Origin of the sequence: Kitasatospora aureofaciens, assembly GCF_001188955.3 — a bacterium.
In the GTDB taxonomy this organism is placed as follows: Bacteria; Actinomycetota; Actinomycetes; order Streptomycetales; family Streptomycetaceae; genus Kitasatospora; species Kitasatospora aureofaciens.
The window spans coordinates 1-14708 of record NZ_JPRF03000082.1; the positions used below are offsets into that span (position 1 = coordinate 1).

The following is a 14708-nucleotide window of genomic DNA, read 5'->3' on the forward strand; positions in this document are numbered from 1 at the left end:
CGGTGGTCATAGCGTGAGGGAAACGCCCGGTTACATTCCGAACCCGGAAGCTAAGCCTCACAGCGCCGATGGTACTGCAGGGGGGACCCTGTGGGAGAGTAGGACGCCGCCGAACAATCATTCAGAAGAACCCCCATCCGGATTCCGGATGGGGGTTCTTCGCGTTCACCCGCAATTCGGAGAGAAGCCGGCCGGTCGCTTGCGGTGACCCCCGCCGAGTGGCTGCTCCTCCGTCAATATGCCGCTAAAACCGCGTGATCACCGCACTGATCAGCGGAATTTCGCTGGTCACGCCGTAGTCTCGAGGTCGGGGGGAACAGGTGTCCGGGATGGCTCCCGGGCGGGGCCGGATCAAGAATGGTGCTCATGGGACGAGGCAGGCTGCGCATCTACCTCGGGGCGGCCCCCGGGGTCGGCAAGACGTACGCCATGCTCGCCGAGGCGCACCGGCGGCAGGAGCGTGGGACGGACGTCGTGGTGGCGTTCGTCGAGGACCACGGCCGGCGGCGGACCGCGGACCTGGTGGCCGGGCTGGAGGTCGTGCTCCGGCAGCAGGTGGTGCACCGGGGCGCGCGGTTCTCCGAGATGGATCTGGACGCCGTCCTGGCCCGCCGCCCCGAGGTGGCGCTGGTGGACGAGCTGGCCCACACCAATGTGCCCGGCTGCCGCAACGAGAAGCGCTGGCAGGACGTCGAGGAACTGCTCGCGGCCGGGATCGACGTGATCTCCACCGTGAACGTCCAGCACCTGGAGTCACTCGGCGACGCCGTCGAGGGCATCACCGGGGTGCGCCAGCGGGAGACCGTCCCGGACGAGGTGGTCCGCCGGGCGGACCAGATCGAGCTGGTGGACATGTCCCCGCAGGCGCTGCGGCGGCGGCTGGCGCACGGCAACGTGTACACGCCGGAGAAGATCGACGCCGCGCTCGCCAACTACTTCCGCCCGGGCAACCTGACCGCGCTGCGCGAGCTGGCGCTGCTGTGGACCGCGGACCGGGTGGACGAGTACCTGCAGAAGTACCGTGCGGAGCAGGGGATCGAGGGCACCTGGCAGGCCCGGGAGCGGATCGTGGTCGGCCTTACCGGCGGCCCCGAGGGGGCGACGCTGATCCGCCGGGCGGCCCGGATCGCGGCCCGGGTGTCCGGCGGGGAGCTGCTGGCCGTGCACATCTCCCGCTCGGACGGGCTCGCGGGCTCCGGCTCGCCGCAGACGCTGATCGAGCAGCGCGCGCTGGTGGAGAGCCTCGGCGGCTCCTTCCACAACGTCCTGGGCGACGACCCGGCCGGCGGGCTGCTGGACTTCGCCCGGGGGGTGAACGCCACCCAGATCGTGCTGGGCACCAGCCGCCGGCCCCGCTGGCAGTACCTGTACGGGCCGGGCGTGGGCACCGTGGTCACGCAGAAGGCCGGCGACATCGACGTCCACATGGTCACCCACGAGCACGCCGGGCACGGGCGCCGCGGCAAGATACCCGTGCGCCGGATCACCGACCTGGGCCGGACGCGGACCGTCGCGGGCTGGCTGATCGGGCTGGCCGGCCCGCCGCTGCTGGCGATCGTGCTGACCGCGATCGGCGGGCTGGGCCTGTCCACCGACATGCTGCTGTTCCTGTCGCTGACGGTGCTCGCGGCGCTGGTCGGCGGGCTGCTGCCGTCCATCGGCTCGGCGCTGGTCGGCTCCTCGGTGCTGAACTTCTACTTCACCCCGCCGCTGCACACGTTCTCCATCAACGAGCCGGAGAACATCATGGCGGTGGCGATATTCACCGTCGTCGGCTGCTCGGTCGCCTCCGTGGTGGACCTGGCGGCCCGGCGCACCCACCAGGCGGCCCGGGCCCAGACCGAGGCACAGACGCTCAGCGCGCTGGCCGGCACGGTGCTGCGCGGTGCGCCGAACGGGGACGGGGTGCTGACCGCGCTGATGGAGCAGGTCCGGGAGACCTTCGGACAGGAGAGCGCGGCCCTGCTGGAGCGCCCCGAGCCGACCGGCGGCTGGTCGCCGGTGGCCACCGCAGGGCCGCGCCCGCCGGAGCGGCCCGAGGAAGCCGATGTGGACGTGCCGGTCGGCGAGAGCCTGGCACTGGTGCTGCGCGGCCGCGTGCTGCCCGGCGCGGACCGGCGGCTGCTGGGGGCGTTCGCGGCCCAGGCCGCCGTAGTGCTGGAGCGCCGCCGGCTGGCCCGGGAGGCCGTCGTGGCCCGCCGGGAGGCCGAGGGCAACCGGATCCGGACTGCCCTGCTGGCCGCCGTCTCGCACGACCTGCGCACTCCGCTGGCGGGGATCAAGGCCTCGGTGAGTTCGCTGCGCTCGGCCGACGTCGAGTGGGACCCGGAGGACGAGGCCGAACTCCTGGCCGGGATCGAGGCCGGCGCCGACCGGCTCGACCACCTGATCAACAACCTGCTCGACATGAGCCGGCTGCAGACCGGCACCGTCACCCCGCTGATCCAGGAGACCGACCTGGACGAGGTGGTGCCCTACGCGCTCGGCGGCGTGCCGCCGGAGGCCGTCCGGCTGGAGGTCCCGGAGACTCTGCCGATGATCCGGGCCGACGCCGGGCTGCTGGAGCGCTCGCTGGCCAACCTGGTCGAGAACGCCGTCAAGTACAGCCCGGACGGTGTCAGGGTGCTGGTCAAGGCCGACGCCCTGGAGCAGCCGGGCCGGCCCGGCCGGGTCGAACTGCGGATCGTGGACCGCGGCCCGGGCGTGCCCGAGGACGCCAAGGAGCGGATCTTCGCGCCGTTCCAGCGCTACGGGGACGCGCCGCGCGGCGCCGGGGTGGGCCTCGGGCTCGCGGTGGCGCGCGGGTTCGTCGAGGCGATGGACGGCACCGTCACCGCAGAGGACACCCCCGGCGGCGGCCTCACCATGGTCGTCAGCCTGCCCGCGGTCGAGCGGCCGCCCGCGCTCGAGCCGCCCGAGCCGCCCGGTCCGCCCGAGCCGGACGAACGGCCCGGGCGGACCGGTGAGGGCCACGACCCGCTCTCACAGCTGATCACGTGAGACCGGCTGATCACGCGGGACCGGCCGACCACCCGGGACCCGACCGGTCCCGGGGAGCCGGCGGCACCCGTCGCACCGAGAGCCGACGCACAGTCCGTAAGAACCGACAGCCCGAAAGGCGGAGCCCGTAAATGACCCGGGTCCTCGTGGTGGACGACGAACCGCAGATCGTCCGCGCACTGGTGATCAACCTCAAGGCCCGCAAGTACGAGGTCGACGCGGCCCATGACGGCGCGAGCGCCCTGGAACTCGCCGCCGCCCGTCATCCGGACGTCGTCGTGCTCGACCTGGGCCTGCCCGACATGGACGGCGTCGAGGTGATCCGCGGCCTGCGCGGCTGGACCCGGGTGCCGATCATCGTGCTGTCCGCCCGGCACGCGTCCGACGAGAAAGTCGATGCACTGGACGCCGGCGCCGACGACTACGTCACCAAGCCCTTCGGGATGGACGAGCTGCTCGCCCGGATGCGGGCCGCCGTGCGCCGGGCCGAGCCGGTGGCCGGGGAGGACGACTCGCTGGTCGTCACCGAGAGCTTCACCGTCGACCTCGCCGCCAAGAAGGTCAACCGGGACGGCACCGACGTACGCCTCACGCCCACCGAATGGCACCTGCTGGAGGTGCTCGTCCGCAACGCCGGACGACTGGTCAGCCAGACCCAGCTGCTCCAGGAGGTGTGGGGCCCGGCGTACCGCACCGAGACCAACTACCTGCGGGTCTACCTCGCCCAGCTGCGCCGAAAGCTGGAACGCGACCCCTCGCACCCGCGTCACTTCATCACCGAACCGGGCATGGGCTACCGCTTCGAGAGCTGACCGGGGCTGCCCCCGGCGGCTGCGACGCCTGCCGCCGGGGGCCCGGAAACCGGTACCCTGCCGACATGAGTGGTGACAACAGCAGCGGCCAGCCGCAGGGGCGGTTCCGCCGCATGCTCAGCCGCCTGACCTCCTCGGCCGAGGAGTTGGACGCTGAGGACCTGCGCCAGGAGAGCGCCGCCGAGTCGGGCTGCACGCCGATCGCCGGCTGCTCCGACCGTCAGCTGGTCACCGTCGCGGGCACGCTGCGCACGGTGACGCTCCGCCCGCGGGCCGGAGTGCCGGCCCTGGAGGCCGAGCTCTTCGACGGCACCGAGGCGCTGGAGGTCGTCTGGCTGGGCCGCCGCTCGATCGCCGGCATAGAGCCGGGCCGCCGGCTCGTCGCCAGCGGCCGGATCAGTCACGCACGCGGGCGCCGCGTGCTGTTCAACCCCCGCTACGAACTGCGTCCGGTCGGACACGGGAGCGAATGAGCGTGAGCAACCACCCCGGCGGCGACGCCGCCGCCCGGACCGACCTGGACGCCACCGACGTGGCCGCCTGGCAGACAGCCGCCGCCGAGGAGGCCGCGGACGGTCTGGCGCGGACGATCCAGGGCACCGCCCCGGCCGTGGACGGCCGACCCACGGACCCTCCCCTGGACCCGGCCGCCGCCGAGGCCGCCCGCCGGGCAGCCTCCAAGGAGGCCGCCGACACCGTTCTGCAGGCCTTCGGCGGCGTGCGCGGCATGATCGACATGACGCTGCCGGGCCTGGTCTTCATCGTCACCTACAACGTGACCCACCAGGTCAGCGCCGCCGCCTGGGCCGCGCTCGGCCTGAGCGCCCTGTTCGTGGTGGCCCGGCTGGCCCGGCGGGAGACCATCCAGCACGCCTTCAGCGGCGTGTTCGGCGTCGCCCTCGGCGCCTGGATCGCGATGAAGAGCGGCAAGGCCGAGGACTTCTACCTGCCCGGCCTGCTCTGGAACGTCGGCTACTGCATCGCCCTGGCGGCCTCCGCCCTGGCCCGCTGGCCGATGATCGGGGTGATGCTCGGCCCGATCACCGGTGAGATGTTCACCTGGCGCAAGGAGAACCCGGGCCGCCTCGCCGCCTACACCAAGGCGACCTGGGCCTGGGTGGTGATCATGGGCCTCAAGCCTGTGATCCTCTTCCCGCTGTACCTCACCCACAACGTCAACCTGCTCGGCTGGCTGAAGGTCGCCCTCGGCATCCCGCCGCTGCTGCTGGCGATGTACGTCACCTGGCAGATCCTGCTGAAGGCGCCGCCGCCGATCAAGGCGCCGGTGGACGACGAGGAGGAGCCGGCCAAGTAGCCGCTCCCGCCGCTCCCGTCGGTACGGCCGGTACGGGGCCGATGGCGCCGGTACGGCCGAGGGCCCGCACCCCCCGAGACGGGGGGTGCGGGCCCTCGGCCGTTGCAGCGGGCGACGGGCGCCTACCGGGCGCCGGAGGTGGCCGACAGCAGCTGCTCCAGCTCCTCCTCGCGCTCCTGCGCGGCGACGAAGAGCAGCTCGTCGCCGCCCTCCAGGGTGTCGTCCTTGCCCGGCACCAGCACCCGGCCCTCGCGGATGATGGTCACCAGCGCGGTGTCCTGCGGCCAGGTGACCCCGCCGACCCGGGTGCCGACCAGCTCGGCCTCGGCGGCCAGGGTCAGCTCGACCAGGTTGGCGTTGCCCTGGCTGAAGCGCATCAGGCGGACCAGGTCGCCGACGCTGACCGCCTCCTCCACCAGCGCGGACATCAGGCGCGGGGTGGACACGGCCACGTCCACGCCCCAGGACTCGTTGAAGAGCCACTCGTTCTTCGGGTTGTTCACCCGGGCGACCACCCGCGGCACCGCGTACTCGGTCTTGGCGAGCAGCGAGACGACCAGGTTGACCTTGTCGTCACCGGTCGCGGCGATCACCACGTGGCAGCGCTGCAGCGCCGCCTCGTCCAGCGAGGTGATCTCGCAGGCGTCGGCCAGCAGCCATTCCGCCATGGGCACCCGCTCCACCGAGATGGAGTTGGGGTTCTTGTCTATCAGCAGGACCTCGTGACCGTTCTCCAGCAGCTCGCCCGCGATCGAGCGGCCCACGGCACCGGCCCCGGCAATGGCGACCCGCATCAGTGACCCTCCTCCTTCGGCCCCTGCGCGAACGCGGCCTCGACCGCCGTCAGGTCGGCCCGGCGCAGCATCACGTGCACCAGGTCGCCTTCCTGCACCACCATCTGCGGCGAGGGCAGCACGCCCTCACCGAGCCGGGTGACGAACGACACCCGGGCGCCGGAGGCCTCCTCCAGGCGGCTGATCCGCTGACCCACCCAGCCCGGGTGGTAGGCGACCTCGGCCAGCTGCACGCTGCCGCTCGGGTCCTGCCACAGCGGCTCGGCGCCGCTGGGCAGCAGCCGGCGCAGCATCTGGTCGGCGGTCCAGCGGACCGTCGCCACGGTCGGGATGCCCAGGCGCTGGTAGACCTCGGCGCGCCGAGGGTCGTAGATGCGGGCCGCGACGTTCTCCACGCCGAAGTTCTCCCGGGCGACCCGGGCGGCGATGATGTTGGAGTTGTCACCGCTGGAGACGGCGGCGAAGGCGCCGGCCTCCTCGATGCCCGCCTCGCGCAGGGTGTCCTGGTCGAAACCGACGCCGGTCACCCGGCGCCCGTTGAACCCGGCACCCAGCCGACGGAACGCGGTCGGGTCCTGGTCGACCACGGCCACCGAGTGGCCCTGTTTCTCCAGCGTTCTCGCGAGGGCCGAGCCCACGCGGCCGCAGCCCATGATGACGATGTGCACCGGCGCTACCTCACCCGTCCCGTAGGGCTATTGACCTGCGCAAACACCGTTCATCTCCCTTTCCCGCCCGGCTTTCCGGGACGAGGGTTCTCGTGGGGGTGTCGGCTGGACACCGCTCGACAACCACAGTGTTGCCCGCCGACTCGTATCCGACACGCTAGCCGGTCCACCGAACGCAGTCGCGACGAAGGGGGGGACAAACGGCGGAGCAATGTCCGGCGAGCGCCTACGATTCCTTAACGTGCCTATGCCGACTGACCTTCCGAAACGCATCCTGATCGGGCGCGCCCTCCGCAGCGACAAGCTCGGGGAGACCCTCCTCCCCAAGCGGATCGCGCTGCCCGTCTTCGCCTCGGACGCGCTCTCCTCGGTCGCGTACGCCCCCGAGGAGATCCTGCTCACGCTCTCCGTCGCGGGAGCCTCGGCGATCCACTTCTCCTGGCAGATCGGCGTCGTCGTGGCGATCGTGATGCTCGCCGTCGTCGCCTCCTACCGCCAGAACGTGCACGCCTACCCCAGCGGGGGCGGCGACTACGAGGTGGCGACCGTCAACCACGGTCCCGCCGCCGGCCTGGTGGTCGCCGCGGCCCTGATGGTCGACTACGTGCTGACCGTCGCCGTGTCCACCACCTCGGGCGTCGCCAACGTGGTCTCCGCCGTCCCCGCGTTGCGCGGACACGAGACGATCGTGTCCGTCGTCGTGGTCGTGCTGCTGATGGGCATGAACCTGCGCGGGGTGCGCGAATCCGGCAGTGCCTTCGCCGTGCCCACCTACGCCTTCATGATCGGCGTGATCGGGATGGTCGGTTACGGCTTCCTCCGGCACTTCGTGCTCGGCCAGGACATGCCCGCCGAGAGCTCCGGCTTCCACCTGGAGGCCACCCCGGGCAACGGATCGCTGGCCGGGTTCGCGATGGTGTTCCTGCTGCTGAAGTCCTTCTCCTCCGGCTGCGCCGCGCTCACCGGCGTGGAGGCGATCTCCAACGGCGTGCCCGCCTTCCGCAAGCCCAAGAGCAAGAACGCGGCGACCACGCTGCTGATGATGGCGAGCGTCGCCGTGGTGATGTTCATGGGCATCATCTGGCTGGCCCGGCTGACCGGCGTGCAGATGGCCGAGAACCCGGCCGAGCAGCTCGTCGGCGCCGGCTCCGGCTACCACCAGAAGACCGCGCTGGCGCAGATCAGCGAGGCCGTCTTCAGCAACTTCACGCCCGGCTTCTACTTCGTCGCCGCCGTCACCGGCCTGATCCTGGTGCTGGCCGCCAACACCGCCTTCAACGGCTTCCCGGTGCTCGGCTCGATCCTCGCCCAGGACCGCTACCTGCCGCGCCAGCTGCACACCCGCGGCGACCGGCTGGCCTTCTCCAACGGCATCATCCTGCTGGCGATCGCCGCGATCCTGCTGATCATCTCGTTCGACGCGGACCCGAACCGGCTGATCCAGCTCTACATCGTCGGCGTCTTCGTGTCCTTCAACATGAGCCAGTCCGGCATGATCCGGCACTGGACCAGGCTGCTGCGCACCGAGACCGACCCGGCCGAGCGGCGCCGCATGCAGCGCAGCCGGGCGATCAACGGCTTCGGCCTGGTGATGACCATGGCGGTGCTGATCGTCGTCCTGGTCACCAAGATCGGCCACGCCTGGATCGCGATCGCCGCGATGGTCGTGCTGTTCGTGATGATGAAGGGCATCCGCCGCCACTACGACCGGATCTCCGACGAGCTCACCGCCGCCGAGGAGCCGGACGACGTGGCGCTGCCGACCCGGGTGCACGCCATCGTGCTGGTCTCCAAGCTGCACAAGCCGGCGCTGCGCGCCCTCGCGTACGCCAGGCTGGCCCGCGCCCACACCCTGGAGGCGGTCACCGTCAACGTCGACCCGGACGACACGGCGGCGCTGCGGCGGGAGTGGGACGAGCGCGGCATCGAGGTGCCGCTCAAGGTGCTGGACTCGCCGTACCGCGAGATCACCGGGCCGGTGCTGGACTACGTGAAGAACCTGCGGCGCAGCAGCCCGCGCGACGTGGTCTCGGTGTACATCCCCGAGTACGTGGTCGGCCACTGGTACGAGCACCTGCTGCACAACCAGAGCGCGCTGCGGCTCAAGGGGCGGCTGCTGTTCAAGCCCGGGGTGATGGTCACCTCGGTGCCCTGGCAGCTGGAGTCCTCGGAGCGGCGCAAGGCGCAGAAGGCCTGGTCGGCGCCGGGATCCGTCCGCCGTGGCGAGCCCCGGGCGCCGAAGGCCGTAAAGTCGAAGGATTCCGTCCGTACCGCTGGGACCGACACCGGTGCCACCGACCGCAGCAAGGACTTCTCCCAGTGACGCGCAACACTCCGCCCCGCTCCTCGGGCTCGTCCGGCGCCTCCGGCAAGGGCAAGGGCGCCCGTCGGGGCGGCTCCCAGCCCGGGCAGGTGGCCCGGCCGCGCTGGGGCCGGCCGAACCGGCCGGAGGCCACGGACCGTGAGGGACTGACGGCGCGCACGGCGCCGGTCGTGCCGGGGGAGGCCCCGGAGGAGAAGTCCGTGCGGGGCGACAAGCCGGGGCGGGGCGACAAGGCGGCTCGGGCTGAGAAGCCGGCTCGGGACTCCAGGGACGCTCGGGACGGGAAGGGCGCTGCGGGCGCCGCGCGGAAGGCGCCGCGCAAGCAGGCGGTGCGGCCGCCGAAGGCGCTGCGCGGCGCGGCCGCGCGGACGTCCCGGCCGGAGGCGCCCTCGGGGGAGCCGCTCGTCGGCGAGCGCTACGAGGTCGAGATCGGCCCGGTCGCGCACGGCGGCGGGCACTGCGTGGCCCGGCACGAGGGGCGGGTGCTGTTCGTCCGGCACGCGCTGCCCGGCGAGAAGGTGATCGCGCTGGTGACCGAGGGCACCACCACCTCGCGGTTCCTGCGTGCGGACGCGGTGGAGGTGCTGGAGCCCGCCAAGGACCGCATCGAGGCGCCGTGCCCGTTCTCCGGGCCCGGCAGGTGCGGCGGCTGCGACTGGCAGCACGTGACACCGGGCGGGCAGCGCAAGCTCAAGGCGGCGGTGCTGACCGAGCAGCTGGCGAAGCTGGCCGGGCTGACCCCGGCCGAGGCGGGCTGGGACGGCAGCGTCGAGCCGGTCGGCGGCAAGCTGCCGGCCGGGCAGGTGCCGGCCTGGCGGACCCGGGTGCAGTACGCGGTGGACGCGCAGACCGGGAAGGTCGGCCTGCGCAAGCACCGCACGCACGACGTGCAGCCGATCGACCGCTGCCTGATCGCCGCCGAGGGCGTCACCGAGCTGGGCATCGAGTCCCGGGACTGGCCGGGCGTGGCCAGCGTCGAGGCGATCGCCGCGACCGGCTCCTCGGACCGCCAGGTGGTGCTGACCCCGCGCGACGGCGCCCAGCTGCCGCTGGTCGAGCTGGACAAGCCGGTGTCGATCGCCCGGATCGACGACCAGGGCGACGTGCACAAGGTGCACGGGCGCAGTTTCGTGCGCGAGCGGGCGGCCGGCCGGACCTGGCGGGTCAGCAACGGCGGCTTCTGGCAGATCCACCCGGAGGCGCCGGACACCCTGGTGGACGCGGTGCTGGACGGCCTGGACCCGCAGTGGGGCGAGAACGCGCTCGACCTGTACTGCGGGGTCGGCCTGTTCGCCGGCGCGCTGGCGGACCGGGTCGGCGAGGACGGCGCGGTGCTCGGCATCGAGTCCGCCAAGCAGGCCGTGGTCGACGCCCGGCACAACCTGGCCGCGCTGGACAACGTGCGGATCGAGTGCGACCGGGTCGAGACGCTGCTGCCGCGCACCGGCATCACCGCCACCGACCTGATCGTGCTGGACCCGCCGCGCTCGGGTGCCGGGCGGGAGACCGTCGCGCACCTGGTCGGCCTGGAGGCACGCCGGATCGCGTACGTGGCCTGCGACCCGGCGGCGCTCGCCCGGGACCTGAAGTTCTTCCGCGAGGGCGGCTACCGGCCGGTCTCGCTGCGGGCCTTCGACCTGTTCCCGATGACCCACCACTTCGAGTGCGTGGCGATCCTGGAGCCCGTCGGGGAGTGACCCGGGCCGTCCGGTGGCGGACGGCCGAGGAGGCGGCACCCCGTGGCGTACGGGGGCCGCCTCCTCGGCGTTGCGCGGGGCGCGGTCGGGCGGTCGCGGCCGGGCGGTCGGGCGGGCGTGATCAGGCGGTCGCGGTCGGGCGGGCGCGGGTCAGATGTTGCGCTCCTCTTCGTCGGCGCTGTGCGGAAGGTCGATGCCGTGCTGGGCGGCGAGCCTGAGGAGCGAGGCGATCCGGCCCTCGTACGCCTGGACGCCGTCGGCGTCCCCTTCGGCCCGGGCCGCCGCGAGGTCCCGCCGGGCCTGGGCGAGCTGCTCACGCAGCTCCTGGTCGAACATGGCTGTCATTGCCGGCCTCCAGAAAAACCGGTCGGTGCCGCTCGGGGAACGCTCGGGAGAGCTCAGAGTCCCGGATGGGGAAGGACTCTTCAAGTCAGATTCGGTCAGGTTAAGGGTAGGTCCGGTCACGGCCGGAGGACGGGGCAGCCGGCCCGGGGGTAGGGACCCGTCGGGCAGGTGAGCTCGAGGTTGCGCGGGGGCGTGCGGGAGGTGTTCGGGCGGTGTACGCGCGCCCTTGTTGTGCTAGCGCTTCGGCGCTAGCTTGAACGGCATGGGCAAGAAGCAGCTGAACGTCCGAGTGGACGCCACGACCGCGGAGATGGCCCGGGAACGGGCGGAGCAGCAGGGGATCAGCATGAACCAGTACATCGAGCGCCTGGTCCAGCAGGACATGGGTGAGTCGGGACGGGCCTTCATCGACGCCGCCGCGCAGTTCATGAAGGAGTACGAGACGGCCTTCCTCGCCGAGTTCGGGGACTCGGGCGAGCTCCAGGACGTGCGCCGTTGAAACTGGAGGTCGACCTCTCGTGGCTGCTCATGACCGCCGAGCAGTACACGCCCGGTGACCCGCAGGTCACCGACTACGGCTCGCTGCTCGCAGCCGTCACCCGCCACCAGGCCGAGATATTCGACATCTCCGTCTACCCCGAACCGCAGGACCGTGCGGCCGCGCTGATGCACCAGCTGATCCGGGTGCCGGCCCTGGAGAAGACCAACGAACTCTTCGCGACCGCCGTCGCCTACGCCTACCTCGTCGCCAGTGGCTGCACCGTCGCCACCACCGCGCGCGAGGTGCGCAGCCTCTCCCGGGCCATCCGGGAAGGGCGGCTGGGGGTCTCCGGGGTCGCCGAGCGGCTGGCGGCCTGGGTGGTCGACGAGGCGGAGGGGGAGGGCGTCAGCGGGGCGGACGACGAGGAGGACGACGACTGAGCGCCGTCCCCGTTCCGCCGCGGTGGCCCGTTCAGGAGGAGGCGGGCTCCGCGATGAGGGCGGTCGCGAACGGGCGGAAGCCGGCCCGGCGGTAGATCCGGGCGACGTCCTCGTCCGAGGCGGAAAGGAACACCGTCCGCACGCCGTTGGCGCGGGCGTGCGCCACCAGGGCCGCGGTCACCGCCAGACCCAGCCCGCGCCGCCGGGCGGAGGGGAGGGTGCCGACCCCCACCACCTCGGTGACCTGGCCCACCGGGTTGTGCTGGCCTGCGCAGAGCACGTCGCTGCCCTCCAGCGCGGCGGCCAGCACGGTGACTCCGTCGGTGATCCGCTGCGCGACCCGCGCCACCCCGCCGTCGGCCGTCAGCGTCGCCGCACTCGCGGCCAGCTCGGCCGCCCCGGCGTCGCCGGTGGCGGTGCCCGGGTTGCCGAAGGCCACGTGCGGGACGGCGACCGCGTCGGCCAACTCGGGGGCGTCCGCGGCCAGCACCCGCACCTCCGTCCGCTCCGGTAGGGCCGGAGCCGCGGCCGCCTCGTCCTGCGGGCCGAGCACCAGCAGCGGGTGCTCGTGCACCGTCAGGCCGGCCGCCTCCACCGCCGCGCGCAACTCGGGGTTCTGCTCGGCGACCCACTCGAAGGCCTCCGGCAGGCCCAGCTCCCGCTGCCGCTCCAGCACCCGGCGGACGTCCCCGGCGGTGGCGGCCGGGCCGTGGTGGCCGGGCGTCGGGCGGGCGTAGTAGTGCCAGCCGGTGCTGCCCCTGCGGACGAACAGGGTCAGCGGGCCGAAGTCCTCGGCGGTGGCGGCGCTGCGTGGTACGGCGTCGTAGTAGCGCTCGATGCCGTCGAGGAGCACGGTGTCGGGAACATGATCGGCTGAAGTCACGGTGTGCATCCAAGCAGGGCCGCCGGTGCGGCGCCACCGGTTTGCGCGGCGGCGCCGTTCTGCGTGGTGCCACCATTTCGTGCGGCGGCTTGTACGGGGCGCGTGACCGTCTGGGTTCGATTGTTGCCGAACGCTTACCAGCTCGCTGTGATCTTGTGCGTGTACGCCGGGCATGCTGAGGCCTTCACAGCTCTGCCGAGGGGGACGGCGGACGTCCGACTCGGCGAGGCAAGGGGGAAGTCAGGCCCATGAGGCTCTGCTTTCTGGTGGAGGAGCACTACCGGCGGGACGGCATGCCACTGGACGTGGCACGTCAACTCACCACGTGGGGGCACCGGGTGGACGTGCTGCGCCCCGGGGACTCGCTGATGGCGATATCCGAGGCGGTCCGGGCCGGCAGCCACGACGCCTGGGTCCTCAAGACGGTCTCCGGCGGCCCCGGGCTCACCCTGCTGGAGGCGGCCGCCGCCGTGGGCCTCACCACGGTCAACGACGTCCGCTCGATCCGCGGCGTCCGGGACAAGGCGCTCGCCTCCGTGATCGCCCGCACCCGCGGCCTGCCCGTCCCGGTCACCTACGCCGCCGCCCGCTGGGAACGGCTCGCCGAGATCCCCGCCGCCGAGTACCCGCTGGTCGTCAAACCGGCGGACGGCAGCTCCGGGCGCGGCGTGCGGCTGGTGGCCGGGCCCGACGACCTGATCGGCCTCGGGCCCGAACTCGCCGGGGAGGGACTGCTGATCGCGCAGCCGTACGTGCCCAACGGCGGCACGGACCTCAAGGTGTACTGCGTCGACGGCGAGCTCTTCGCGACGGAACGTTCCTCCCCGCTGCACCCCGGGGAGGGCGTGCGCGAGCGGCAGGTGCCGCTGCCGGCGAGCGTCGCGCGGATCGCGACGCAGGTGGGCGAGGTCTTCGGGCTCGACCTGTACGGGGTCGACGTGCTGCTCGGGCCGGACGGGCCGGTCGTGGTGGACGTCAACGACTTCCCGAGCTTCCGACAGGTGCCGGACGCGGTGGCGCGCGTAGCCCGGGCGGTGCTGCGCCTCGCGCGCAGCGGCACGGCGGTGTCGGTGCCCGCGCTGGTGCCGGCGGGCGGCGAGGACTACGGCCGACTCGGCCTGGTGGAGGATGAGTTGCGGTGAGGGTCGGACTGATCACGGGCAACCCGGGGCACCCGGTGCTCGCCGCCGCCGCCGAGCTGCTGGTGCGGCGCGGGTGCCGGGTCGAGGTCGTGGCATCCGGCGGCTCCGGGGCTTCGTTGGCCGATGTCTACCTGCTCAAGGCGCGCACACCGCAAGCACTGGCACTGGCACGGGAGTTGGAGCAGCGTGGCGCCGCCGTCGTCAACTCGGCGGCGGCAACGGAGCTCTGTCAGGACCGGGTGCGGATGGCGGAGCTCGCCCGCGGTGCCGGGCTGCCGTTCGCAACCACCGTCGCGGCCGGGCGGCCGGCCGAAATCGCCGACCCGGCCTATCCGTTCGTGGTGAAGAGCCGGCACAGCCGGCGCCACGACCTGGTCGCGCTGGTCGACGGCGCGGCCCGGCTGCGCGAACTCGCGCAGCGCTGGCCCGAGGAGGAGGTCGTCACCCAGCCCTACGTGCCGGGCAGCGGCTGGGACCAGAAGCTGTGGGTGGTCGACGGGCAGGTGTTCGCCGCGCGGCGGCGCTCCGAACTCTCCTCCGGGGACGGCGGGTCGGCGGACGCGGGGGAGTGGGAGCCGCCCGCGGGCCTGGCCGCGCTCGCGCTGCGGGTGGGGGAGGTGTTCGGGCTGGAGGTGTACGGAGTCGACCTGCTGGACGGGGTCGCCGAGCCGGTGATCGTGGACGTCAACGCCTTCCCCGGGGTGCGTGGGCGGCCGGGCGCGCCCGAGGCGCTCGCCGGGCTCTCGGCGGGCATGTCCTGGCCGAGCACGAAGTGCCGGAGGAAGCCGTAACCGACCATCCCGATCAC

General features: G+C 72.8%; 14 protein-coding genes and 1 rRNA gene. 11 read left to right on the forward strand and 4 right to left on the reverse strand.

Translation table 11 applies throughout. From position 1 onward, the window contains the following. From rrf to HS99_RS37135, 5 genes are all read left to right on the forward strand, one after another. Positions 1–115, forward strand: a 5S ribosomal RNA gene (rrf, locus tag HS99_RS37115); the annotation flags it as partial. A gap of 251 nt (positions 116–366) precedes the next feature. Next, a complete protein-coding gene (locus HS99_RS37120) occupies positions 367–3000 on the forward strand; it encodes an ATP-binding protein (protein ID WP_078958665.1) in 2634 nt (877 codons plus the stop codon). A 131-nt stretch (positions 3001–3131) separates the two neighbouring features. Continuing rightward, positions 3132–3812 (forward strand): response regulator, encoded by a 681-nt coding sequence (locus tag HS99_RS37125; protein ID WP_030291046.1) that lies wholly within the window; start codon positions 3132–3134, stop codon positions 3810–3812. Between the two features lie 65 nt (positions 3813–3877). After that, entirely contained in the window at positions 3878–4285 is a 408-nt protein-coding gene (locus tag HS99_RS37130; protein WP_030291048.1) for an OB-fold nucleic acid binding domain-containing protein, read from the forward strand. A 2-nt stretch (positions 4286–4287) separates the two neighbouring features. Continuing rightward, positions 4288–5127, forward strand: coding sequence for a DUF3159 domain-containing protein (locus tag HS99_RS37135; RefSeq protein WP_223886067.1), 840 nt, complete (start codon positions 4288–4290; stop codon positions 5125–5127). A gap of 122 nt (positions 5128–5249) precedes the next feature. On the opposite strand, the gene HS99_RS37140 is transcribed toward HS99_RS37135, so the two are convergent. Both HS99_RS37140 and HS99_RS37145 read right to left on the reverse strand, forming a co-directional pair. Then, positions 5250–5921 (reverse strand): potassium channel family protein, encoded by a 672-nt coding sequence (locus tag HS99_RS37140; protein ID WP_030291051.1) that lies wholly within the window; start codon positions 5919–5921, stop codon positions 5250–5252. After that, positions 5921–6589: a potassium channel family protein gene (locus HS99_RS37145; protein ID WP_030291052.1), complete on the reverse strand. Its 669-nt coding sequence runs from the start codon at positions 6587–6589 to the stop codon at positions 5921–5923. The genes HS99_RS37140 and HS99_RS37145 overlap by 1 nt, the downstream gene beginning before the upstream one ends. 247 nt (positions 6590–6836) lie before the next feature. Here HS99_RS37145 and HS99_RS37150 point away from each other — a divergent pair, with 247 nt between their 5' ends. Beyond that, on the forward strand, positions 6837–8912 hold the full coding sequence (locus tag HS99_RS37150; RefSeq protein WP_030291053.1) for an APC family permease: 2076 nt from the start codon (positions 6837–6839) through the stop codon (positions 8910–8912). 347 nt (positions 8913–9259) lie between these two features. Next, positions 9260–10609 (forward strand): class I SAM-dependent RNA methyltransferase, encoded by a 1350-nt coding sequence (locus HS99_RS37155; protein WP_030291055.1) that lies wholly within the window; start codon positions 9260–9262, stop codon positions 10607–10609. Between the two features lie 150 nt (positions 10610–10759). On the opposite strand, the gene HS99_RS37160 is transcribed toward HS99_RS37155, so the two are convergent. Next, entirely contained in the window at positions 10760–10954 is a 195-nt protein-coding gene (locus HS99_RS37160) for a hypothetical protein (RefSeq protein ID WP_030291057.1), read from the reverse strand. A 262-nt stretch (positions 10955–11216) separates the two neighbouring features. Between HS99_RS37160 and HS99_RS37165 the strand changes: the two genes are divergently transcribed. Together HS99_RS37165 and HS99_RS37170 are read left to right on the forward strand one after the other, a co-directional pair. Continuing rightward, positions 11217–11453 carry a toxin-antitoxin system HicB family antitoxin gene (locus tag HS99_RS37165; RefSeq protein WP_030291064.1) on the forward strand — a complete coding sequence of 79 codons (237 nt, stop codon included), beginning with the start codon at positions 11217–11219 and terminating at the stop codon, positions 11451–11453. After that, positions 11450–11875 carry a hypothetical protein gene (locus tag HS99_RS37170; RefSeq protein ID WP_030291066.1) on the forward strand — a complete coding sequence of 142 codons (426 nt, stop codon included), beginning with the start codon at positions 11450–11452 and terminating at the stop codon, positions 11873–11875. The genes HS99_RS37165 and HS99_RS37170 overlap by 4 nt, the downstream gene beginning before the upstream one ends. Positions 11876–11906: 31 nt before the next feature. On the opposite strand, the gene HS99_RS37175 is transcribed toward HS99_RS37170, so the two are convergent. Beyond that, positions 11907–12758, reverse strand: coding sequence for a GNAT family N-acetyltransferase (locus tag HS99_RS37175; protein WP_223886068.1), 852 nt, complete (start codon positions 12756–12758; stop codon positions 11907–11909). Between the two features lie 248 nt (positions 12759–13006). Here HS99_RS37175 and HS99_RS37180 point away from each other — a divergent pair, with 248 nt between their 5' ends. Both HS99_RS37180 and HS99_RS37185 read left to right on the forward strand, forming a co-directional pair. Continuing rightward, positions 13007–13900: an ATP-grasp domain-containing protein gene (locus HS99_RS37180; RefSeq protein WP_046386048.1), complete on the forward strand. Its 894-nt coding sequence runs from the start codon at positions 13007–13009 to the stop codon at positions 13898–13900. Beyond that, complete coding sequence (locus tag HS99_RS37185) at positions 13897–14691, forward strand: ATP-grasp domain-containing protein (RefSeq protein ID WP_063738007.1); 795 nt, start codon at positions 13897–13899, stop codon at positions 14689–14691. The genes HS99_RS37180 and HS99_RS37185 overlap by 4 nt, the downstream gene beginning before the upstream one ends. Positions 14692–14708: the final 17 nt, after the last annotated feature.

Excerpts from the sequence above, each read along its gene's own strand:
- HS99_RS37120 (WP_078958665.1), top strand. The coding sequence starts at position 367 with ATGGGACGAGGCAGGCTGCGCATCTACCTCGGGGCGGCCCCCGGGGTC.
- HS99_RS37125 (WP_030291046.1), top strand. The coding sequence starts at position 3,132 with ATGACCCGGGTCCTCGTGGTGGACGACGAACCGCAGATCGTCCGCGCA.
- HS99_RS37130 (WP_030291048.1), top strand. The coding sequence starts at position 3,878 with ATGAGTGGTGACAACAGCAGCGGCCAGCCGCAGGGGCGGTTCCGCCGC.
- HS99_RS37140 (WP_030291051.1), bottom strand. The coding sequence starts at position 5,921 with ATGCGGGTCGCCATTGCCGGGGCCGGTGCCGTGGGCCGCTCGATCGCG.
- HS99_RS37150 (WP_030291053.1), top strand. The coding sequence starts at position 6,837 with ATGCCGACTGACCTTCCGAAACGCATCCTGATCGGGCGCGCCCTCCGC.
- HS99_RS37160 (WP_030291057.1), bottom strand. The coding sequence starts at position 10,954 with ATGACAGCCATGTTCGACCAGGAGCTGCGTGAGCAGCTCGCCCAGGCC.
- HS99_RS37165 (WP_030291064.1), top strand. The coding sequence starts at position 11,217 with ATGGGCAAGAAGCAGCTGAACGTCCGAGTGGACGCCACGACCGCGGAG.
- HS99_RS37180 (WP_046386048.1), top strand. The coding sequence starts at position 13,007 with ATGAGGCTCTGCTTTCTGGTGGAGGAGCACTACCGGCGGGACGGCATG.